The organism is Herbiconiux sp. L3-i23 (assembly GCF_023734115.1).
Classification (GTDB): Bacteria; Actinomycetota; Actinomycetes; order Actinomycetales; family Microbacteriaceae; genus Naasia.
Map to the genome: position 1 here is coordinate 511,549 of NZ_AP025737.1, position 19,878 is coordinate 531,426.

General features: G+C 70.9%; 17 protein-coding genes. 9 read left to right on the forward strand and 8 right to left on the reverse strand.

The features are described from left to right. Positions 1–71 precede the first annotated feature (71 nt). Together ectB and NGH83_RS02480 are read right to left on the reverse strand one after the other, a co-directional pair. Positions 72–1,394, reverse strand: a complete 1,323-nt coding sequence (gene ectB, locus NGH83_RS02475; protein ID WP_251857490.1) for a diaminobutyrate--2-oxoglutarate transaminase — start codon at positions 1,392–1,394, stop codon at positions 72–74. 93 nt (positions 1,395–1,487) lie between these two features. Further along, complete coding sequence (locus NGH83_RS02480; RefSeq protein WP_251857491.1) at positions 1,488–2,183, reverse strand: hypothetical protein; 696 nt, start codon at positions 2,181–2,183, stop codon at positions 1,488–1,490. Between the two features lie 115 nt (positions 2,184–2,298). Here NGH83_RS02480 and NGH83_RS02485 point away from each other — a divergent pair, with 115 nt between their 5' ends. Then, positions 2,299–2,955, forward strand: a complete 657-nt coding sequence (locus tag NGH83_RS02485) for a DUF4166 domain-containing protein (RefSeq protein WP_251857492.1) — start codon at positions 2,299–2,301, stop codon at positions 2,953–2,955. Then, complete coding sequence (locus tag NGH83_RS02490) at positions 2,952–3,662, forward strand: nucleoside/nucleotide kinase family protein (protein ID WP_251857493.1); 711 nt, start codon at positions 2,952–2,954, stop codon at positions 3,660–3,662. Before NGH83_RS02485 ends, NGH83_RS02490 begins: the two co-directional genes overlap by 4 nt. A 6-nt stretch (positions 3,663–3,668) precedes the next feature. Here the strand turns inward: NGH83_RS02490 and NGH83_RS02495 are convergent, their stop codons facing one another. The 5 genes from NGH83_RS02495 to NGH83_RS02515 form a co-directional block, all read right to left on the reverse strand. After that, on the reverse strand, positions 3,669–4,208 hold the full coding sequence (locus NGH83_RS02495) for a YaeQ family protein (protein ID WP_251857494.1): 540 nt from the start codon (positions 4,206–4,208) through the stop codon (positions 3,669–3,671). A gap of 28 nt (positions 4,209–4,236) precedes the next feature. After that, positions 4,237–6,009, reverse strand: a complete 1,773-nt coding sequence (locus NGH83_RS02500; RefSeq protein ID WP_371872731.1) for a bifunctional 3'-5' exonuclease/DNA polymerase — start codon at positions 6,007–6,009, stop codon at positions 4,237–4,239. A 298-nt stretch (positions 6,010–6,307) separates the two neighbouring features. Next, positions 6,308–6,766: an SRPBCC family protein gene (locus tag NGH83_RS02505; protein ID WP_251857496.1), complete on the reverse strand. Its 459-nt coding sequence runs from the start codon at positions 6,764–6,766 to the stop codon at positions 6,308–6,310. A 113-nt stretch (positions 6,767–6,879) separates the two neighbouring features. Then, positions 6,880–7,101: a hypothetical protein gene (locus NGH83_RS02510; protein ID WP_251857497.1), complete on the reverse strand. Its 222-nt coding sequence runs from the start codon at positions 7,099–7,101 to the stop codon at positions 6,880–6,882. A gap of 47 nt (positions 7,102–7,148) precedes the next feature. Further along, positions 7,149–8,960 carry a glycoside hydrolase family 15 protein gene (locus NGH83_RS02515; protein WP_251857498.1) on the reverse strand — a complete coding sequence of 604 codons (1,812 nt, stop codon included), beginning with the start codon at positions 8,958–8,960 and terminating at the stop codon, positions 7,149–7,151. A 102-nt stretch (positions 8,961–9,062) separates the two neighbouring features. On the opposite strand from NGH83_RS02515, the gene NGH83_RS02520 reads away from it, so the two are divergent. From NGH83_RS02520 to NGH83_RS02540, 5 genes are all read left to right on the forward strand, one after another. Then, positions 9,063–9,686, forward strand: a complete 624-nt coding sequence (locus NGH83_RS02520) for a nucleoside deaminase (RefSeq protein ID WP_251857499.1) — start codon at positions 9,063–9,065, stop codon at positions 9,684–9,686. A 124-nt stretch (positions 9,687–9,810) separates the two neighbouring features. Beyond that, entirely contained in the window at positions 9,811–11,076 is a 1,266-nt protein-coding gene (locus NGH83_RS02525) for a mechanosensitive ion channel family protein (protein ID WP_251857500.1), read from the forward strand. 108 nt (positions 11,077–11,184) lie between these two features. Continuing rightward, on the forward strand, positions 11,185–11,376 hold the full coding sequence (locus NGH83_RS02530; protein ID WP_251857501.1) for a hypothetical protein: 192 nt from the start codon (positions 11,185–11,187) through the stop codon (positions 11,374–11,376). Positions 11,377–11,453: 77 nt separating this feature from the next. After that, positions 11,454–12,845 carry a GH1 family beta-glucosidase gene (locus NGH83_RS02535; protein ID WP_251857502.1) on the forward strand — a complete coding sequence of 464 codons (1,392 nt, stop codon included), beginning with the start codon at positions 11,454–11,456 and terminating at the stop codon, positions 12,843–12,845. After that, positions 12,842–14,380, forward strand: a complete 1,539-nt coding sequence (locus NGH83_RS02540) for an FAD-dependent oxidoreductase (RefSeq protein WP_251857503.1) — start codon at positions 12,842–12,844, stop codon at positions 14,378–14,380. Before NGH83_RS02535 ends, NGH83_RS02540 begins: the two co-directional genes overlap by 4 nt. A gap of 30 nt (positions 14,381–14,410) precedes the next feature. Here the strand turns inward: NGH83_RS02540 and NGH83_RS02545 are convergent, their stop codons facing one another. Next, positions 14,411–16,060 carry a protein O-GlcNAcase gene (locus tag NGH83_RS02545; RefSeq protein WP_251857504.1) on the reverse strand — a complete coding sequence of 550 codons (1,650 nt, stop codon included), beginning with the start codon at positions 16,058–16,060 and terminating at the stop codon, positions 14,411–14,413. A gap of 30 nt (positions 16,061–16,090) precedes the next feature. Here NGH83_RS02545 and NGH83_RS02550 point away from each other — a divergent pair, with 30 nt between their 5' ends. Then, positions 16,091–18,019, forward strand: a complete 1,929-nt coding sequence (locus NGH83_RS02550) for a hypothetical protein (RefSeq protein WP_251857505.1) — start codon at positions 16,091–16,093, stop codon at positions 18,017–18,019. Then, complete coding sequence (locus NGH83_RS02555) at positions 18,016–19,878, forward strand: MBL fold metallo-hydrolase (RefSeq protein ID WP_251857506.1); 1,863 nt, start codon at positions 18,016–18,018, stop codon at positions 19,876–19,878. The genes NGH83_RS02550 and NGH83_RS02555 overlap by 4 nt, the downstream gene beginning before the upstream one ends.

A 19,878-nucleotide genomic window follows, 5' to 3' on the forward strand; every position in this document is an offset into this window, starting at 1 on the left:
CGTCAACGCTAAGAACCGTTCGCCGCTTCCGCCTCCCCATTGCGCATGGCCGGAGAGTGTGAGCGGACGGATCAGTCGGTGGCTTCGGACGCGCCCACGAGGGTGCGGTCCTCGCTCCCGCCCGCGGCGAGCACGGCGTCGAGACTCTCCTCGACGATGCCGAGTCCGCGGCGCAGCTCGTCCTCGGTGATGGTGAGCGCCGGAAGGAACTTCAGCACTTCGTCGAAGGCGCCCGAGGTCTCGATGACGAGGCCCCGACGGAAGGCCTCGGCGGAGACGCGGCGGGCGAGGGTGCGGTCGCTGTCCACGGCGAACCCGTACATGAGCCCGCGTCCGCGGACCACGGCGCCGAGGTCGGGGCGCGCGTCGGCGAGTCGCTGCAGTTCGGCGCGCAGCAGCCCGGACTTGGCGCGGACGCCGTCGGTGAATGCCGTGTCGGTCCAATAGGTCTCGAGCGCCGCTCGGGCGGACACGAAGGCGAGGTTGTTGCCGCGGAAGGTGCCGGTGTGTGCTCCCGGCTCCCAGACGTCGACCTCGGGCCGCAGGAGGACGAGCGACATGGGCAGACCCGATCCGGAGATCGACTTCGACGCGGTGACGATGTCGGGCACGATGCCCGACTCCTCGAACGCGAAGAACGATCCGGTACGTCCGATGCCCGACTGGATCTCGTCGAGGATCAGCAGGATGCCGCGATCGGCGGTGATCTGCCGCAGACGCCGCAGCCACGGCGCGCTCGCGACGTTGATGCCGCCCTCGCCCTGCACCGCCTCGAGGATGACGGCGGCCGGCAGGTCGAGGCCGCTGCCCGGGTCGTCGAGCATCTTCTCGAACAGGTCGAGGGTGTCGACCCCGGCGCCGAGGTAGCCGTCGAACGGCAGCCGGGTGACGTCGCCGAGCGACACCCCCGCGAACTCGCGATAGTGGCTGTTGCCCGTCGCGGCGAGCGCTCCGAGGCTCAGTCCGTGGAAGCCGTTCGTGAAGGCGACGACGTTCGACCGGCCGGTCGCGCGTCGCGCAACCTTGAGTGCCGCTTCGACCGCGTTCGCCCCGGTGGGACCGGTGAACTGCAGCTTGTAGTCGAACCCGCGCGGCGCGAGGACGTGGGTCTCGAAGGCTTCGATGAAGGCCTTCTTGGCCGAGGTCGCCATGTCGAGACCGTGGATGATGCCGTCGCGTTCGAGGTACTCGATGAGGGCGCGGACGAACACCGGGTTGTTGTGCCCGTAGTTGAGCGTGCCGGCGCCGGCGAAGAAGTCGAGGTATTCGCGCCCGTCGGCGTCGACGAGGGTCGACCCCTTCGCGCTGTCGAACACGACGGGGAAGGCGCGGATGTAGCCGCGGACCTCGGACTCGCGTCGCTCGAATGTGGTGAGTGACGAGGCGTCGCCCATGTCGAATCCCTTCGGTCTGCGGCTATTACGTTCCTCAAGCGTACGGCGGTCCCGGTGCGTACCGCCCGAGCGCCTCGAGTCGGCTCGGGTCGCTCAGGCGCACCCGCCGGCTTCCATCGCGGGGGCACCAAGCCAGAGCACCGCGTCGCCGGCGTCGTTCTCTCGCGCGACGACGGTCACGGTGCCCGGCCCTCTGCTGGTGTAGGTCTCCTCGGACTCGACGGGGGTGCCCTCGCAGGCCCAGATGTCCGACTCGGGGTCGTCGAGGACACTGGACCACGCTTCGCCCTGGCGGTGGTCGCCAGCCGTGCGCAGCACGACATCGCCGGCCGAGGGCGCGTCGAAGTACACGGCGAACCGCGGCCAGTCGAGGCTGAACAGACCGTCGGTCTCGCGCCGCTCCTCGTCGTAATACCGCTCGTCGACGACGACGGGGCCCCACGCGTGGTACACACCCGGCGGGCGGTGGTTCGTGCCCTCGTACGGCTCGTCCGCCGGCGCGTATCCGAACGCCTCGGTGAGGGCGGCGACCGCGTCGGCGGCGGGCGACATGTAGTCGAGCGTGGTGATGATCTGCCCGTCGCGGCGCAGTTCGAGAGCGCTCGGACGCATCACCAGCTCGTCGACGGTGACGACGGGAGCGCTCGGCGTCGGCGTCGCGACGACGGGTTCGACGGACGGGGCCGGGGTCGAGGAGGCGGTCGGTGCGTCGGGGGTCGGAGCCGGGGACGAGCAACTCGTCAACAGCAGTGCCAACACCGTGCCGGCGGCGATCGCGGCGACTCTCATCGGTCCGTCCTCCTTCGTGGGAAGACCGATCCTGGCAGCGTCGCGGCCACGTCGGAGCAACGCGGATCGTGCTGTTGTCGAAGCGTTACTCGAGCCGGCGGGGCATGATCGGCGTATGACGACATCCGTCAGCCCGCCTCGACTGTCTCCGTACCAGGCCGTGCTCGGCGCTGACCTCGCCGGCCTGCACCCGCGACTGCGCGCCTACTTCTCGGCCATCCCACCGGGACACGTCGGCCTCGGCGAGGGAGTCTGGGACGCCGTCGGCACACCGCGTCGCTGGCTGTGGCCCGTGCTGTCGGTGCTCGGCGCCGAGGGCATCGCCTTCCCCGCCTGGGGGAGCGGGGTGACCTTCACCGTCGAGAACGTCCCCGGTGGCAGCGCGGTGCATCCGTCGGTCGCTGCCACCCGGGCCTTCCGGTTCCCCCGAGGCGATCGGGCGATGGTCGACTCGATCGCCGTCCGAGGCGGCGAGCTCGTCGACCGCCTCGGCCGGTCGCGCCGGATCGTCGCCCGGCTGGACCCGCGCATCGAGGACGGTGCGCTCCGGATGAGTTCCACTGCGGTACGCGTGCGGATCGGACGACGGACGGTCGCCGTGCCCGATCTCCTCGCCCCGCGCGTCGACCTCACCGAGCGGTTCGACGATGCGGTGGGACGCCAGCACGTCTCGCTCACCCTCACGGTGCCGCTCATCGGCCGGGTCTACGAGTACTCGGGGCACTTCGAGTATCGAGTGGTTCCCCGTGCGGATGCGATGATCGACCGATGAGCGCTTCCGGCGGAACCAGACCCATCGTCGCGGGCACCGGTCGCACGGGCGCGGCATCGACCGACGCCGCATCGGTCCTCGAGCGAGCCGTCGCGCTCGTGCAGGGTCGCGAGCGGGTGCTGCTCGGCATCGCCGGAGCGCCGGGAGCGGGCAAGACGACCGCGGCCCAGTGGCTGGTCCGTGCCCTGAACGAGCGCGGCATCGCCGCGACCCACGTGCCGATGGACGGATTCCACCTCGCCGACGTCGCGCTCGACGCCCTCGGACGCCGCGACCGCAAGGGCGCGATCGACACCTTCGACGGCCACGGCTACCTCGCGCTGCTGCAGCGGTTGCGTTCGGACACCGCCGCGACCGTGTACGCCCCGGAGTTCGAGCGCGACATCGAGCAGCCCATCGCCGGCGCCATCGCCGTCGAGCCGGCGGCGCGCGTCATCGTCAGCGAGGGCAACTACCTGCTCGCCTCCGAGACGCCATGGCCGTCGGTGCGCACAGCGTTCGACGAGGTGTGGTTCGCCGATGTCGACGACGCGCCGCGCATCGACCGGCTCACCGCCCGCCACGTGCGATTCGGCAAGAGTCCCGACGAGGCGGCGGCGTGGGTGGCGAGCGTCGACGAGCCCAACGCGAGAGCGATTCTCGCGGGTCGCGACAGTGCGGATCTGGTCGTCGACGTCGACGCGCTGGAGGCCTGGCACGAGGCCTGAGCGCCGTCAGAGAATGGGCTGCTCGTGCAGTTCGGAGCTCGCGATGGTGCCGTTCAGCTCGAGGTAGAGCTGACGCTCCGTGACCGAGAGGGTCATGGTGCTGCGGCGCTCGAGGGCTGCGACCGCGTCGTCGATGAAGCCGGGGTCGAAGCTGCGCAGCACGATCGCGTCGGCGCGGTGGATGCGCTTGCCCGCCCACGCGCCCGCCACCTTGGCCGGGTCCCTGTGGGTGTAGACGACGGTGCGGTCGGCGGACTTGCTGCCGTGGTGCAGACGTTCGGCGTCCGGTGATCCGATCTCGATCCACACCCTGAGCGCACCGGTGAGGTCGCGCACCAGCACCGCGGGCTCGTCGGTGGCAGACACCCCCTCGCTGAAGGCGATGCCCTCCTCGTATTCGAGGCAGTAGGCGAGCAGCCGGGTCACCATGTAGGCCTCGGTCTCGGACGGATGCCGGGCGACCCGCAGCGTGAGGTCTTCGTAGACGCCGCGGTCGACGTCGGCGAGTTGCACGGTGAAGGTGTGGATCGTCGCGCCGGCAGCCATGACGCCCGAGCCTACGCGGTGCGTTCGATCATCCGGACGCGGGGCCGTCGCCGGCATCGAGCTCGTCGGCGTCGTCGGCGTCGTCCATGCGGACGGCTCGGGAGTCGGCATCCGCCCACGACCGGCACACGTCGACGTCGAGCGGGAAGTCGATGGGGAAGCGGCCGAACATGATCCGCGTGGCCTCGGCGGCAGCCGTCCGCACCGCGGCGACGACCTCGTCGGCGAGAGCCTCGGGCGTGTGCACCAGCACCTCGTCGTGCAGGAAGAAGACGAGGTGTGGTCGGTCGGCCAGCTCGAGGTCGGCGCCCTGGGGTCCGATGCGCCAGAGCAGGGTGCGCAGCGTCGCGATCCAGCAGAGTGCCCACTCGGCGCCGCTGCCCTGCACGACGAAGTTGCGGGTGAAGCGGCCCCACTTCTTGCGATCGCGTTCGCGGCTCTCGTCGGCGCGCGCCTCGTCGCCGAGCGCGCGGGTCCAGCGTCCCGTCGGCCGCTCCGAGGCCCGGCCGAGATAGGTCTCGACCACCTCGGCGCGCTCGCCGGCGCGGGCCGCGTCTTCGACGAAGCCGAACGCACGCGGGTAAAGCCTCGTCATCCGAGCGACCATCCGGCCGCCCTCCCCGCTGGTGCTGCCGTACATCGCGCCGAGCATGCCGAGCTTCGCATCACGGCGGGTCTTCACCGCCCCGCGTTTGACCATCCCCTCGTAGAGGTCCGACTCGCTCGCCGCCTCCGACATCGCCCGGTCGCCGCTCAGCGCGGCGAGCACCCGCGGCTCGAGCTGCGCGACATCGGCGACGACGAACCGCCACCCCTCGTCGGCGACGACCGATCCGCGGATCTGCGCCGGGAACGAGAGCGCGCCGCCGCCCTGCGCGGTCCACCGACCGGTCACCGTGCCGCCGGGGAGGAAGCCGGGCTGATAGCGGCCGTCGCTCACCCAGGTGTCGAGCCAGCGCCACCCGTTCGCATTGGCGAGCCGCTGAAGCTTCTTGTAGGCGAGCAGCGGCGCGATCACGGGATGGTCGAGCTGCTGCAGGTTCCACGCGCGGGTGTCGGAGACGTCGAGTCCCGCCGAGCGGAGCGCGCCGAGCAGCGCCTTGGGGGAGTCGGGGTTGAGGTCGGGGGCGTCGAGAGCAGCGCGGATCTCGGGCAGCAGCCGCTCGAGCTCGGCGGGTCGAGCGCCCGGCAGCGGTCGCGCGCCGATGAGCTGGGTGAGCAGGCGCTCGTGCACCTCTTCGCGCAGGGGCAGGCCGACGTGGTCGATCTCGGCGGCGACGAGAGCCCCGGAGCTCTCCGCAGCGAGGAGCAGTTCCAGCGGTCCGCGTTTGCCCGACGCGTCGACTGCCCGCTGCTGACGGTCGTATTCGGCCTCGGCATCGAGATGCTCCTCGTGGCGGTGCCAGTCGAACAGCGCCGCGTCGTGTGCCGTGGTCGGTTGCAGGGCATCCCAGCGGGCGAGGTCATCGCCGGCGAGCGTCCGCTGGTCGATGTGCGGGGATCGTCTCAGGATGTCGTGCGCGAGGCGCAGGTCGAGGCAGCGGTGCACGCGGACGCCGGCGCGCAGCAAGTCGGGATACCAGCGGGTGGTGTCGTCCCACACCCAGCGCGGCGGGCTGCCTCCGGTGGTCGCCTCGCGGTCGGCGACGAACCGCGGGAAGTCGGCAGCCTCGACGACGCTCTCGCGGTCGCCATCAGCGGTGTCGCGCTCGACTGTGCCGCGCTCGGCGGTGCCGCGCTCGACGATGCGGACGGCATCCCCGTCGCGCCGGAGGATCAGCGACGCGGCCACGTTTCCCATTCTGCGTGCCGGTGACTGACCGAATGCAGGAGTTTCTTCTTGAAACGACCCGAATCAGGCCGATTCCAGGGGTCTGAGATCGACATCTCCTGCATCCGGTCAGCCCCTACTCGCCAAATCAAGGAAAAAGCGGGGTCGAGTCACACGTTCATGCGGATCCGAGGCGTTTTCCGCGCAGATTTCCTTGATTTGGTCAGTGGCAGGAGCGGAAGCGAGGGGGCAGAAGCCCGGGAATGGAAATGCCCGATCCCGACGGCGGCTACGGCAGCGTCGGGACCGGGCAGGTCTTCGCGTCGGGTCAGTCCCGAGGTACCTCTCCACGCCAGGCGCCGTCCTCGGTGCCGCGGGACTCGATGAACTGCTTGAAGTTTTGCAGGTCCTTCTTGATCGCGTGGTCGTCGACGCCGAGCAGAGCGCCCGCCGACTCGACGAAGCCCTCGGGCTTCCAGTCGATCTGCACAGTCACTCGCGACGACGTGTCGGAGAGCTTGTGGAAGGTCACGACTCCGGCGTGCTCGTCCTTGCCGCCGATGCTGTTCCAGGCGACGCGCTCGTCGGGGAGCTGCTCGGTGATCTCGGCGTCGAACTCGCGCTCGGCCCCGCCGATTTTCACCTTCCAGTGGTTGTGGGTGTCGTCCTGCTGGGTGATCGACTCGACGAAGCTCAGGAACTGCGGGAACTCCTCGAACTGGGTCCACTGGTTGTAGGCGGTGGTGACGGGGACATCCACGTCGACGGTCTCGATGACGCTGGGCATCGTGTGCCTTCCTCTTTGTTGGTCAGGTCGGGGTTGGGTGCTTCCCACGCTAGGAGCCGCTTCCCTCGCGCACCGGCCTTTCCAGTGCTCTCCCACACAACGTCCAGGAGACGCTAGAGCACGCCATCCTCATCGGCGTCGGGACCGGCGTCCTCGTCGACGTCGCCCGCGTCGACGAGAGGCGCTTCGGGATCTTCGACGCGTTCGTCGACCTCCCGCTCCTCGTCGACCTCGGGCAGGTCGACGATCTGGTACTCCTCGGCCGCGGCGGCGACCGACGGGTCGTCCGGGGCGTCTCTGCGCTCGTGGTCGGCCCCATTGGTGTGCTCGGTCATCGGTTCCCCTTCCTCACCTTCGATTGTCGGATCGGACGGCCGCAACGCTACGGATGCTCAGCAGACTCTGACCGGGCGGCGTGCGACGGGCGAGCGGCATGGATCGCGTCGGCCGCCCGCACGAAGGTCAGGTGGGTGAGCGCCTGCGGCACGTTGCCCATCTGGGTCCCAGCCGCGAAGTCGTACTCCTCCGAGAAGATGCCGACATCGCTCGCGAGCGCGGCGAGCCCGTCCATCAGAGCGGTCGCGTCGTCGGTGCGACCGCTCTTGGCATACTGCTCGACGAGCCAGAACGAGCAGGCGAGGAACGGGTTCTCGCCCGCGGGCAGGCCGTCGCCGACCTCGGACGATCGGTAGCGCAGCACCAGGCCGTCGGCGAGCAGGTCGTGCTCGATCGCCGCGACCGTGCCGAGCATGCGCGGGTCGTCGTAGTCGAGGTAGCCGACCTGCGCGAGCTGCAGGAGTGACGCGTCGACCTCGGTCGACCCATAGTGCTGCACGTAGCTGTTGCGGGTGCGGTCGAAGCCGTGCTCCTCGATCTCGCTCGCGAGTCGATCGCGCATCGAGCGCCACGTCGACGCATCGCCCGCGAACCCGTGCCGTTCGACCGCGCGCACTCCGCGGTCGAAGGCGGCCCACATCATCGCGCGGGAGTGGGTGAAGTACTGCGGATCTCCGCGCATCTCCCAGATCCCGTTGTCCTTCTCATCGATGTGCCGGGCCGTGTACTCGAGCAGCGCGCGTTGCAACGACCACGAATCCCGGGTCTCGGCGAGGCCCGCCTCGCGGGCGACCTCGAGCGCCACCATCACTTCGCCGATGACGTCGGCCTGGAACTGTTCGACGGCGCCGTTGCCCACCCGCACCGGTGCCGCGCCGCGGAACCCGGGCAGAGTGGTGACCGTCCGTTCGGCGAGATCGCGTTCGCCCGCGAGGCCATACATGATCTGCACGTCGGAGGGGTCGCCGGCGATCGCCCGCAGCAGCCAGTCGCGCCAGTGCGCGGCCTCGCCGGTCGACTTGTGCGACAGCAGCACCAGCAGCGTCAGCGACGCGTCGCGCAACCACACGTAGCGGTAGTCCCAGTTGCGCACGCCGCCCGCCTGCTCAGGCAGGCTCGTGGTCGCGGCCGCGACGATTCCGCCCGTGTCCTCATGGGTCAGGGCCCGCAGCATCAGCAGCGAGCGGATCACCAGCCCGTGGTGCGGCCCGCGATGCGTCAGCGTGTGCGCCCAGTCGTGCCACTCGGCCGTCGTCGAGGCGAACGCAGCATCGACATCGAGCGGAGCGGGTGCCTCTCGGTGCGAGGGGAACCAGGTGAGCACCAGATCGACGGTCTCGCCCTCGCTCACGGTGAACTCGCCCGTGTGGGCGTGGCCCGTGGCGCGCAGTTCGGGTCCACGCAGGATGAGCGCATCCGGTCCTGCGGCGGCGAGCAGCGCCGGTCCCGCGGCGCCGCCCACCTGGCGCACCCACGGCAGGGCGCTCGCGTAGCCGAAACGGATGCGCAGATCCTGCCGCATCCGCACCGCCCCTCTGACGCCGTGCACGCGGCGGACCACATCGGCGCGTCGGTTGCCGTAGGGCATGAAGTCGGTGACGCGGACGACTCCGTTCTGCGTCGTCCACTCCGTCTCCAGGATGAGGGTGTCGCCCTTGTAGCGCCGGGTCGCGGTCGCGGTCCCGTCGGCCGGCCGCAGCAGCCAGCGGCCGTGGTCGGCGTCGCCGAGCAGGGCGCCGAAGGTCGACGGCGAGTCGAAGCGCGGCAGGCAGAGCCAATCGATGCTGCCGTCCCGGCCCACGAGGGCGGCGGTGTGGCGGTCGCCGATCATGGCGTAGTCCTCGATGGCAAGCGGCACCAGGTCATTCTGCTGGCCCGACTGTGCGATTGCCCGTAACACGCGACGCCTAGGTTGGTCGGGCAGCCCCGCGGAGGGGCGGCGCGATGAGAGGAAGACCCCATGGACACCAGTGCGTTCGCGACCTCGTTCCGAGCCGACCTGCCCGCCTGGGTGAGCGACGAGCTCGCGGACGTTCCCGACGTGCTCGCGACCGACGAGGAGCGCATGGCCCTCGTGCACCGGCTGGCCGCGCGCAACTTCCGGGAGAAGACCGGCGGACCCTTCGCGGCGCTCGTCGTCGAGACCGAGACCGGCCGCGTCGTCTCGGCGGGAGTCAACCTCGTTCTCGCGTCGGGGCTGTCGATGGCGCACGCCGAGGTGGTCACCCTCGCGCTCGCCCAGACGCGGGTCGGCGGTTGGGACCTCGGGGCCGAGGGGGCTCCCGCCCGGGAACTCGTCGTCAACTGGCGTCCGTGCGCCCAGTGCTACGGCGCGACCCTGTGGTCGGGCGTGCGCCGCCTGGTCGTCGCGGGGGAGGGGCCCGAACTCGAGCACCTCACCAAGTTCGACGAGGGGCCCGTGCGTGAAGACTGGGCCGAGCAGTTCGAGGAGCGCGGCATCACCGTCGCGAAGGACGTGCTCCGCGACGAGGCGCTCGCCGTGTTCGCCGACTACGGCCGCAGCATCGACGCCGGAGAGTCGGTCGTCTACAACGCGCGGGCGCAGGGCGCGATCGACCTCTGATCCCGCTCCTCCGAGCGGGATCCGCTCGGACTGAGGACTTGTTCAGGAGGGGCCCTGCAGACTGGTCGGGTCCTTTTTCGGCGATGGGGCCGTCCTCCACCACCGCTTCGAAAGGCTCTCCTGAGTGACCGGTTTCCTCGACGACGTCCTCGCCAACGACTACGCGCGCGCCGGCATCTACGCCGTCATCGCCTTCCTCATCGCCCTCATCGCGACCTCGATTCTCGGTCGCGTCTTCCGCTGGGTCGCGGCGAAGCGGCACTGGGCCGACGGCAGCGTCCGTGCCCTGCGCCGACCGTTCCGCACGCTCGCGGCGGTGGTCGCGGTATGGATCGCGCTCGAGGTGGCCGTGCTGCCCGGCACCGTGCGCGACGGCGATCGGCTCGGTCCGATCAGCCACCTGTTCCTCATCGCGACGATCGGCGTCGCCGCCTGGTTCATCTGCCGCGTGCTGATCTTCGCCGTCGACCTGTCGCTGAACCGCTACCGCACCGATGTGCGCGACAATCGGGTCGCGCGGCGCATCCGCACCCAGGTGCTGATCCTCCGCCGGCTCGCGATCGTCGCCGTGGTGATCGTCGCGCTCGGCTCGATCCTGCTCACCTTCCCGGGCGCGCAGGCGGCGGGCGCGAGCCTGCTGGCCTCCGCGGGCCTCGTCTCGGTGATCGCCGGTCTCGCCGCCCAGTCGGCGCTCGCCAACGTCTTCGCCGGGATGCAACTCGCCTTCAGCGGCGCGATCCGCGTCGACGACGTCGTCATCGTCGAGCAGCAGTGGGGGCGCATCGAGGAGATCACCCTCACCTACGTCGTGGTGCACATCTGGGACGACCGCCGCATGGTGCTGCCCTCGACGTACTTCACCACCACCCCGTTCGAGAACTGGACCCGCAAGAACTCCGAGCTGCTCGGTTCGGTCGAGTTCGACCTCGACTGGCGGGTGTCACCGCGCGAGATGCGCGACGAGATGCACCGCGTGCTCGAACGGACGGAGCTCTGGGACAAGCGCACCGCGGTGCTGCAGGTCACCGACGCGCTCGGCGGATACGTGCGGGTGCGCATCCTCGTCACCGCGATCGATGCGCCGACACTGTTCGATCTGCGCTGCTACATCCGCGAGGAGCTCGTCGCGTGGCTGCACGAGCGCAGCCCCCAGTCGATCCCGCGCACACGCGTGCAGATGGTCGAGGAGGAGGTGCCGAAGCGGCGCGCGCCCAAGGCCGTCACCGCTCACGGCGACGACCGGTCGCTGTTCGCGGGCGACGCCGCGGCCGAGAAGCGGGCGAGCCAGTTCACGGGGCCGATCAGCACGCTCACTTCGGAGGAGATCGAGCAGGCTCGCACGGGCCCGGACCGTGGCCGCGGCGACGGCGCGGCTGGCGGCGACCAGTAGACCGTGCGGGCGAATGATCGGGCCTCATCCGGCCGGATGACGCTCGCGTCGACGAGATCGCTCCCGCGCCCGATTCGGCGGTGGTGACCGGCGGGGGAGTGTGGAGGCATGGTCTCCCTCACCCCTGCTCCCGTGCCCCTTCCCTCGATGACGCGTCGGTCGCTGCTCCGCCGTGTCCTCGAACCGCTCGGTGTCGTCGGGGCGTTCGTCGGCGGGATCGTCGGCTCGCTCGCCATCGTCGCGCTCGCCCTCGCGGCGGTCGCCGGGGTCGCCGTGCTCCTGCTGCAGCCCCTCCTGTGACCGCCGACTCGCGCGAGGTTTGACCCTCGCCGCCGATGTGGGTACGTTCTCACACGGCGATGAGGCGAGGAGTGCACGTGACCGGTCGTTTCCCGGAGGATTTCCTGTTCGGGGCGTCGACCTCGGCGCACCAGATCGAGGGATCGCACGACGTCGACGGGCGCGGCGAGTCCGTCTGGGACGTCTTCGCCCGCACCCCCGGCGCCATCGAAGGCGGCGGCGACGCGTCCGTCGCGACCGACTCCTACCGACGCTGGCGCGACGACATCGACCTGCTGAGCGAGCTCGGCCTCGGCGCCTACCGGTTCTCGGTCGGCTGGTCCCGCATCGTCCCCGACGGGCGCGGTCGGGTCGAGACCCGGGGGCTCGACCATTACGAGCGGGTCGTCGACACCCTGCTCGACCGCGGCATCGCGCCCGTGCTCACCCTCAATCACTGGGATATGCCCCAGGCTCTGATGGCCGACGGGGGCTGGATCTCCCGGGGCGCGGTCGACGCCTTCGCCGAGTTCACGACCGCGGTCGCCGAGCGTCTCGCCGACCGCGTCGACTGGTGGATCACCCAGAACGAGCCGTGGATCATCCAGCTCCTCGGCTACCAGCTCGGCCTGCACGCGCCGGGCATCGCCGACCACCGCTCCGCCGTGACGGCGGGCCATCACGTGCTCCTCGCCCACGGGGTCGGCGCCGACATCCTGCACGGATACGAGCGTCCGAAGGTCGGTAGCGCGCTCAGCCTGTTCCCCTGCGATCCGGCGACCGATACCGAGGCCGACCGTGAGGCCGCCTGGGGCTCCGACGGCTACGTCAACCGCTGGTACCTCGAGCCGCTGCTCGGCTCCGTATATCCGGCGGACATGCGCGCGCACTGGGAGAGGGCGATCGGCGGCGACCTCGACTTCATCCGCGACAGCGACGAGCAGGCGATCGGCGGTCGCAGCGACTTCCTCGGCGTCAACTACTACACCCGCCGGGTGATGGCGGCGGCGCCCGCGAACCCGTTCCCGTGGAGGGTCGTCGGCCCGTCCGGGGATGTCGCGCGCACGGACGAGGGCTGGGAGGTCGCGCCCGACTCGTTCCGCGATCTGCTCATCCGTCTGAGCCGCGACTATCCGGGAGTGCCGCTGCTCATCACCGAGAACGGCGCCGTCTCGGGCGAATCGCCGACCCACGACGGGCGGGTCCACGACGTGCGACGCATCGCCTACCTGCGCTCGCACCTGAACGCCGTTCACGAGGCGATCGCGGCCGGGGCCGACGTGCGCGGGTACCTGCACTGGTCGCTGCTCGACAACTTCGAGTGGTCGCTCGGCTACCGTCCGCGGTTCGGGCTGGTGCACGTCGACTATCCGACGGGTCGCCGCACGATCAAGGATTCCGGCCGGCACTACGCCGACATCGTCCGGGCTCGGTCGCTCGACGTGCCGCTCCCCGAGGCTCCGTCGGCCGACACGGGCGCGGTCGAATGAGCGCTCCCGTCGACGTCCTCGTCTACGCCGCCACCTCGGCCGGGGTGTGCGCCGCCGTCGCGGCCGCCGAAACCGGCGCGAGCGTGCGCCTCCTCGAACCCGGCAGCCACGTCGGCGGGATGACCTCGGGCGGGCTCGGCTACACCGACGTCGGCGACGTGCGGGTGCTCGGCGGGTTCGCGACCCGGTTCCGCGACGCCGTCGCTCGTCACTACGGGGTCGCCGCCGGTCTCTACGCCGGCCCGGAACCGCACGTCGCGGAGCGGATCTTCCTCGAGTGGCTCGAACGCGCGGGGGTCGACGTCGTGTTCGGCGCGGAGCTCGCCGCCGTCGAGGTGCACGACGGACGGATCGCCTCCCTCGAGACGGTGGCCGGCGAGCAGCATGTCGCCCGAACCTTCGTCGACGCGTCCTACGAGGGCGACCTGCTCGCCGGTGCGGGCGTGCCCTCCGCCGTCGGGCGGGAGGACCGCACGCTGCACGGCGAGAGCTTCGCGGGGCGGCGCGAGATCGTCCCCGGCATGCACGTCTTCCCCGACTGGATCTCCCCGTTCGCCGGTGACCCCGATGGACGCCGCGAGGGGCCCCTTCTCGCCCAGATCAAGCCGGACCCCATGGCCGAGGTCGGCGCCGGCGACGGCGGCGTCATGTCGTTCGGCTACCGGATGTGCCTCACCACAGCGAAGGACCGCATCCCCTTCTTCCGTCCCGACGGCTATGACGAGGAGTACTGGGAGCTCGGCCGCCGCCTCTTCGCCCACTGGGAGCGCACCGGCACCACCCCGCCCGCGGGCCGACTGGTCGGCCTCGAGGAGAACCTGCCCGGAGGCAAGGCCGACGGCAACTCGCTCGGCCCCTTCTCGCTGAGCGTGCTCGACGGATCGGCGTGGGAGTACCCGCTGGCCTCGCGGGAGCGTCGCGCGGAACTCGTGCGGCACCACCGCGACCATGCGGCCGGCTTCCTCTGGTTCCTCGCCAGCGACGACGCGGTCCCCGAGTCCGTGCGCTCCGAGATCTCGCGGTGGGGCCTCCCGGCGGACGAGTTCGCCGATACCGGCCACCTACCGCACCAGCTCTACGTGCGCGAGGCGCGGCGCATGCAGAGCGACACGGTGCTCACCGAACACGACCTCAGGGACGGGCGCATCCCCGACGACACGGTTGCGCTCGGCTCGTACCACCTCGACATCCGCGAGGTGCAGCGCACCTGGCGGTGGGTGCACGAGCATCCCGCACCCGTCGCGATGGTGGCGACCGAGGGGTACCTGTCGGTGCCCGTCCCTCGCTATGGCATCCCCTACCGCGCGCTCACCCCACCGCGTGACGCGTGCTCGAATCTGCTCGTCGCGGTCTGCGTGAGCGCCTCGCACGTGGCGTTCTCGTCGATCCGTATGGAGGTGCAGTTCCAGATGCTCGGGCACGCCGCCGGTGCGGCCGCGGCCATGGCCGCCGCGGGCGACGCCGATGTCCAGAGCATCGACGTCGCCGCGCTCCGCTCCCGACTCGCCGAAGACGGTCAGGTGCTGAGCGCCTGACCGTCTCTCGTCCGGGCTCTCGGTGCGCGGCTAAGCGCGCGCCGTGTCGAGAACCGACCGGGTGAAGCCGGTCAGCAGGGTGCGCAGCACGTCGGGTTCGTGCCCGGACAGCGCCTCGATGTCCGACTCGAGCGCCGCACGCTGCTGGTCGGTGAGCGCCCGCCCGCTCGCCAGCACCTCCACCGCGAGCCGTGCGAGCGCGGCCTCCCGCGCCGCCGCCGCGATCCACGGGGTGAGCTCTGTCACGAGCGGCGACTCGACCGACTCGACGGTGTCCGGCAGCATCGTCAGCTGCCGGAGGGCTCCGTCGAGCTGTTGGAGCGCGCTCTCGTCGCCTGCGAGCGCCCGCTCCGTCGCCGCGGCGAGCTCGGGGGAGCGGTCGGCGCTCGGAGGCCACGCGCTGGTCGCGGCGACGAGCGGACGCAGCGCGTCGGCCGATGCACCCGCGACGAGCCGCAGCGCCCGCGCCGCCGACGTCTCGGGGTCGTACGCCGTCGGATTCCACGCCCAGTCGGCGACGGTGACGAGCGCCAACTGCGACGCGGTCGGGTGGATCATCGGATTCGCGTTGATACCGACGAGCCGCGACCCCGCGAGATCGCGCGTGCGCCCCAGCAGCGGGCCGAGGAAGAGCCGCGGGAAGTCGAAGTCGTTGACGGGGAAGTTGTCCCACAGCAGCAGGTCGCGCTCGTAGCTCGCGGCCGCCGCATCGATGTCCTCTCGGGTCACCTGGCCGACGACGATGTCCGACCCCGTCCACCAGACGAGCGTGTCCTCGGGCAGGCTCTCGGCGAGGCCCCGGCGGTAGGGCGAAGAGTCGACGCCGGCGTAGTCGGTGGGCACCATGACGAGGCGCTCGCCGCCGCGGGGGTCGAGGAAGCGGCGCTGGAACTCGGTGCAGATTCGCCCGTGGGCGAGTCCCGACGCGCCTTCGCCCGGTCCGAACTCCTCGATGTCCTCCGGGTGCTGCAGCGAGGTGGGGATGTCGTCGAAGAGCAGCGCGAACGAGCGGACCCCGATGCTCCACAGCTGCTCCGCCTTCGCCAGCAGCAGGGCGAGCTCGTCGGGGGAGGAGTAGATCATTGACAGCCCGGGGGCGATCGTGTAGGTGAATCGGATGCGCAGCCGCGCCGCCTCGGTCACGAGCTCCTGCAGGCGCCGCAGCTCCGCGTCGGGGTAGAGGTCGCGCCACCGCGCACGGTGGTACCGGTCGTCCTTCGGGGCGTAGGCGTAGCTGTTGAACTTGTTCGCGGCGCAGAAGCGCAGGTGCTCGAGGCGGGCCTCGTGACTCCACGGCGGGCCGTAGAAGCCTTCGATTGTGCCGCGCCAGGCGAGCTCGGGCTCGTCGCGGATGGATAGCTGCGGCACGTCGCCGAGCGCGCGGAGGCGCTCGACCGTGACGTCGGCGTGCTGGCGTCCGACGTCGGTCGACGCGGCGATCGTGAGACGGGGCCCGGCGTCGCCGACGTCGAGCCGCAGCGCGTACCCCTCGGGGCCGAGCGAGTCGGGGTCGAGATCAGCGAGTCGGCGCGCCCCAGTCTGAGGGTGCTCAACGTACGAGGCCTCGCGCGGCAGCGGAACCGGGTCGCCGTCGATGCGCAGGAACGCGGGCGTCGGGGAGAGGAGATCGGACACGGGACCGTTCGAGGGCGTCACTGCCCCTCGCTGGGAAGCGCTCATATGGGAACGTTACCAGGTAGGGTTTTCCGCATGTCGAAGACCGAAGAGGCACCGGCCGCCGAGTCGCTCGCGGGCGACCGCGAGCGTTCCGCCGGGCTCGAGATCGTGCCCGACGAGCTGGGCGTCACCGTGACCGGCGACTGGTACCGCATCTGGATCCCGACCGACGAGGCCGCGATCAACCGTTCGCCGTACGCCAAGCTCGACGACCTCGCGGGCCGTCGATGGACGGACATCAACCTGCTCGCCTCGGTGCACCGCGTCGACGCCTCCGACGAGACCTTCGGGCTCGATGCCCCTCGCCTACGCCATGAGGGCGATGCCCTCGTCGTCACCGTCGCCCAGACGACCAGTGCCTGGGCGGCGCGGTCGACGATCCTCCGGGTGACTGCCCGCTCTCTCGAGCTCTCGGTCGCCGTCGAGGGCGACGGCCGCATCGACGATGTGGTGCTCTTCGGCGGCGCGGCCACGATGCGCTCCGGCGCGTCGGGGGTGTTCCGCTCCCGCATCGACTTCGCGAGCCTCTTCGCCCCCGTCCCCACCGAGCCGGTCGCCTTCGTCCGGCCGTCGCGGGCATCGGCGGTGCTCGGCGTGGTCGGCGACGCCGACCCGGGACGCCTCAACGGCATCTTCTCGCCGCCGCCCCTGGTCTTCGGCTTCGGCCGCGAGACTCCCCGGGCGGCGACCGATCTGCCGGGAGGCGACTGGCTCGGGCTCTCCGTGCGCGACGCCGTCCAGAAGCTGACCTTCACGACCGCGCGCTACGAGCCGCTCGATGGCGGCTTCTCCCTGCGCCTGTCGTACGAGGGGCACACCGAGGTCGACGGCGCGTGGGCGTCGCCGACCCTGGTGCTGCAGCCCGCGTCGTCGGCCATCGATGTGATCGCGGACCATCGGCGCGACCTGGTCGAGCACGGCTTCGCGGCCGAGTCCGCGCCGGTCTCGGACGTCCCGCTCTGGTGGGACGAGCCGATGTTCTGCGGATGGGGAGCGCAGTGCGCCCGCTCCATGCACGCCCTCCACCACTCGGCCGGGCCGAGCGAGGCCATCGACCCCGAGACCGAGGAGGAGGAGAACGTCGTCGTGCTCCTCGCGCCCCAGTACGCGCGGCAGAGCGTCTACGACGAGTTCCTCGACCGGCTCGAGCGGCACGACCTCTCGCCCGGCACGATCGTCGTCGACGACCGCTGGCAGGCCGAGTACGGCACAGCGACGACCGACCTCGAGCACTGGCCCGACCTCAAGGGGTGGATCGCGCAGCGTCACGCCGAAGGTCGGAAGGTGCTGCTCTGGTGGAAGGCGTGGGACCCGGAGGGGCTGCCCGCCGACGAGTGCGTCACCGACCCGTTCGGCCGCCCCGTCGCCGTCGACCCCGCGAACCCGGCCTACCTCGACCGGCTGCGCGGGATCGTGCGCGACCTGCTCTCCGCCGACGGTCTCGACGCCGACGGGTTCAAGGTCGACTTCACCCAGCGCACGCCGAGCGGCCGGAACCTCCGCGGGGCTCCGGGCGTCTGGGGCATCGCCGCGCTTCATCGACTGCTCGAGACCCTGTACGGCGCCGCGAAGGAGGCCAAGTCCGACGCCCTCGTCGTGATGCACGCCGTGCATCCCTCGTTCGGCGACGTCGGCGACATGGTTCGCCTCAACGACGTGCTCGAGAAGGACGTCGCGGGCGGGTGGGTGCCGGTGGCCGACCAGCTCGCCGTGCGGCACGCCATCGCGACCGCCGCCCTGCCGTACCACCGCATCGACACCGACCAGTGGCCCATGCCGAACCGCGGCGAATGGCTCGAGTACACGAAGGCTCAGTCGAGCCTCGGAGTCCCCGCGCTCTACTACCTCGAGTCGATCGACCGCTCCGGCGAGCCGATCGACGCCGACGACCTCGCCGTCGTCGCCGAGACCTGGCGGGAGTACCGGGCGCTGCTCGCCGACCGCCGGAGCGACGGCGGATGAGCGGGTCGAGCAGCACCGCATCGGGGAGCGTCGAGGAGGTCGCGCGCGGGGTCTACCTCGTGCGCGACACCTGCAACGTCTACGTCATCGCCGCCGAAGGAGAGTTCGGCGAGCGCACCGGCATCGCCATCGACTTCGGCTCGGGGCTCGTGCTCGACCGTCTCGCCGAGATGGGCATCAGCGCGCTCACGCACGTGCTGATGACCCACCACCACCGGGACCAGGGGCAGGGTCTGCCCCTCGCGGTCGAGGCGGGAATCGACATCATCGTGCCGCCAGTCGAGATCGACCTGTTCCGCTCGGTCGACGAGATGTGGCGCACCCGCCAGCTCGACAACGACTACAACCTGCGGCAGGACCGTTTCTCGCTGCTCGACCCGGTCCCCGTCGCCGGGACCGCCGCCGAATACCGCACCGTCGAGTACGGCGGCGTCCCCATCCGTGCCCTGCCGACTCCGGGGCACACGATCGGGTCGGTGAGCTACGTGCTCGAGCGCGGCGGCCGATCCCTCGCGTTCACCGGGGACCTGATCTACGCCCCCGGCAAGGTGTGGTCGCTCGCCGCGAGCCAGTGGTCGTACTCGCACCACGAGGGCCCCGCGATGGTGGTCATCACCTGCCTGCTGCTGCTCGACGAGGACTTCGACGTGCTGCTGCCCTCGCACGGGCGGCCGCTGGACGATCCGCGCGCCGCCCTGCGGTTGCTGGCCGACCGCATGCAGTACCTCGTCGACTCCCGCCGCTGGCACCGCTGGGACCTCGAACAGCGCCTGCGCGACCCGTTCATCCCCATCACACCGCACCTGCTGTTCAACAACTCGGCGATGTCCTACTCCTACGTCCTGCTGTCGAAGACGGGGGAGGCGCTCGTCATCGACTACGGCTACGACATGACGACGGGCATGCCGACCGGCACCGAGCGCGCCGCGCGGCGCCCGTGGCTCGCCTCCTTGCCCGCACTCAAGGCGCAGTACGGCGTGAGCCGCATCGGGGTGGCGCTGCCGACCCACTACCACGACGACCACATCGCCGGGATGCCGCTGCTGCGCGACGTGGAGGGCACCGAGATCTGGACGCCCGAGAACGTGGCCCCCATCCTCGACGACCCGTGGAAGTACGACCTGCCCTGCCAGTGGTTCGAGCCGATCGCCTCCGACCGGGTGCTGCCGCTCGGAGTGCCGTTCTCGTGGAACGAGTACACGATCACGCCGCACGAGCAGCCGGGGCACACCCTCTTCGCCGTGGCCTACGAACTCGAGGTCGACGGTGTGCGGGTGCTGTTCACCGGCGACCAGCAGGAGGGCCTCGGCGTGCCCGACGAGCGCAACGAGATCCTCAACTACCAGTACCGCAACCGGTTCCGCATCCACGACTACGAGAAGAGCGCGGCCCTTTACAAGCGCATCGCGCCGGGCCTGCTCGCCGGCGGGCACTGGGAGCCGCGGTTCGTCGAGGACGGCTACCTCGAGTACCTCGGCTACGCCGGAACCGACCTCGTCGAGATCCACGAGGCGCTGCTGCCGCTCGACGAGCTCGACCTCGGCGCCGACGGGGTGCTCGCGCGGATCGTGCCCTACCGGTCCGCGGCTGCCGTCGGGGCGCAGGTCGACCTCGTCGTCACCGTGCGCAATCCGCACGCGGAACCCGCGGACGCCGTCCTGCTCCCGGTCGTGCCGGACGGCTGGGAGATCGTCGCGGCGCCGGAGCCGGTGCCCCTCGCGCCCGGGGAGGAGCGGGAGCTGCCGCTGGTGCTGATCGCACCGGATCGTGCCGCGAAGCGCGCAAGAGTGGCCGTAGATGTCACAATCGGATCCTTGAGCCTCGGTCAGCACACGGAGGCTCTGATCGACATCGAGTAG

Bases quoted from the DNA above. Each gene is read 5' to 3' on its own strand.
- ectB (WP_251857490.1), bottom strand. From the start codon at position 1,394: ATGGGCGACGCCTCGTCACTCACCACATTCGAGCGACGCGAGTCCGAG.
- NGH83_RS02480 (WP_251857491.1), bottom strand. From the start codon at position 2,183: ATGAGAGTCGCCGCGATCGCCGCCGGCACGGTGTTGGCACTGCTGTTG.
- NGH83_RS02485 (WP_251857492.1), top strand. From the start codon at position 2,299: ATGACGACATCCGTCAGCCCGCCTCGACTGTCTCCGTACCAGGCCGTG.
- NGH83_RS02490 (WP_251857493.1), top strand. From the start codon at position 2,952: ATGAGCGCTTCCGGCGGAACCAGACCCATCGTCGCGGGCACCGGTCGC.
- NGH83_RS02495 (WP_251857494.1), bottom strand. From the start codon at position 4,208: ATGGCTGCCGGCGCGACGATCCACACCTTCACCGTGCAACTCGCCGAC.
- NGH83_RS02500 (WP_371872731.1), bottom strand. From the start codon at position 6,009: ATGGGAAACGTGGCCGCGTCGCTGATCCTCCGGCGCGACGGGGATGCC.
- NGH83_RS02505 (WP_251857496.1), bottom strand. From the start codon at position 6,766: ATGCCCAGCGTCATCGAGACCGTCGACGTGGATGTCCCCGTCACCACC.
- NGH83_RS02510 (WP_251857497.1), bottom strand. From the start codon at position 7,101: ATGACCGAGCACACCAATGGGGCCGACCACGAGCGCAGAGACGCCCCG.
- NGH83_RS02520 (WP_251857499.1), top strand. From the start codon at position 9,063: ATGGACACCAGTGCGTTCGCGACCTCGTTCCGAGCCGACCTGCCCGCC.
- NGH83_RS02530 (WP_251857501.1), top strand. From the start codon at position 11,185: ATGGTCTCCCTCACCCCTGCTCCCGTGCCCCTTCCCTCGATGACGCGT.
- NGH83_RS02540 (WP_251857503.1), top strand. From the start codon at position 12,842: ATGAGCGCTCCCGTCGACGTCCTCGTCTACGCCGCCACCTCGGCCGGG.
- NGH83_RS02545 (WP_251857504.1), bottom strand. From the start codon at position 16,060: ATGAGCGCTTCCCAGCGAGGGGCAGTGACGCCCTCGAACGGTCCCGTG.
- NGH83_RS02550 (WP_251857505.1), top strand. From the start codon at position 16,091: ATGTCGAAGACCGAAGAGGCACCGGCCGCCGAGTCGCTCGCGGGCGAC.
- NGH83_RS02555 (WP_251857506.1), top strand. From the start codon at position 18,016: ATGAGCGGGTCGAGCAGCACCGCATCGGGGAGCGTCGAGGAGGTCGCG.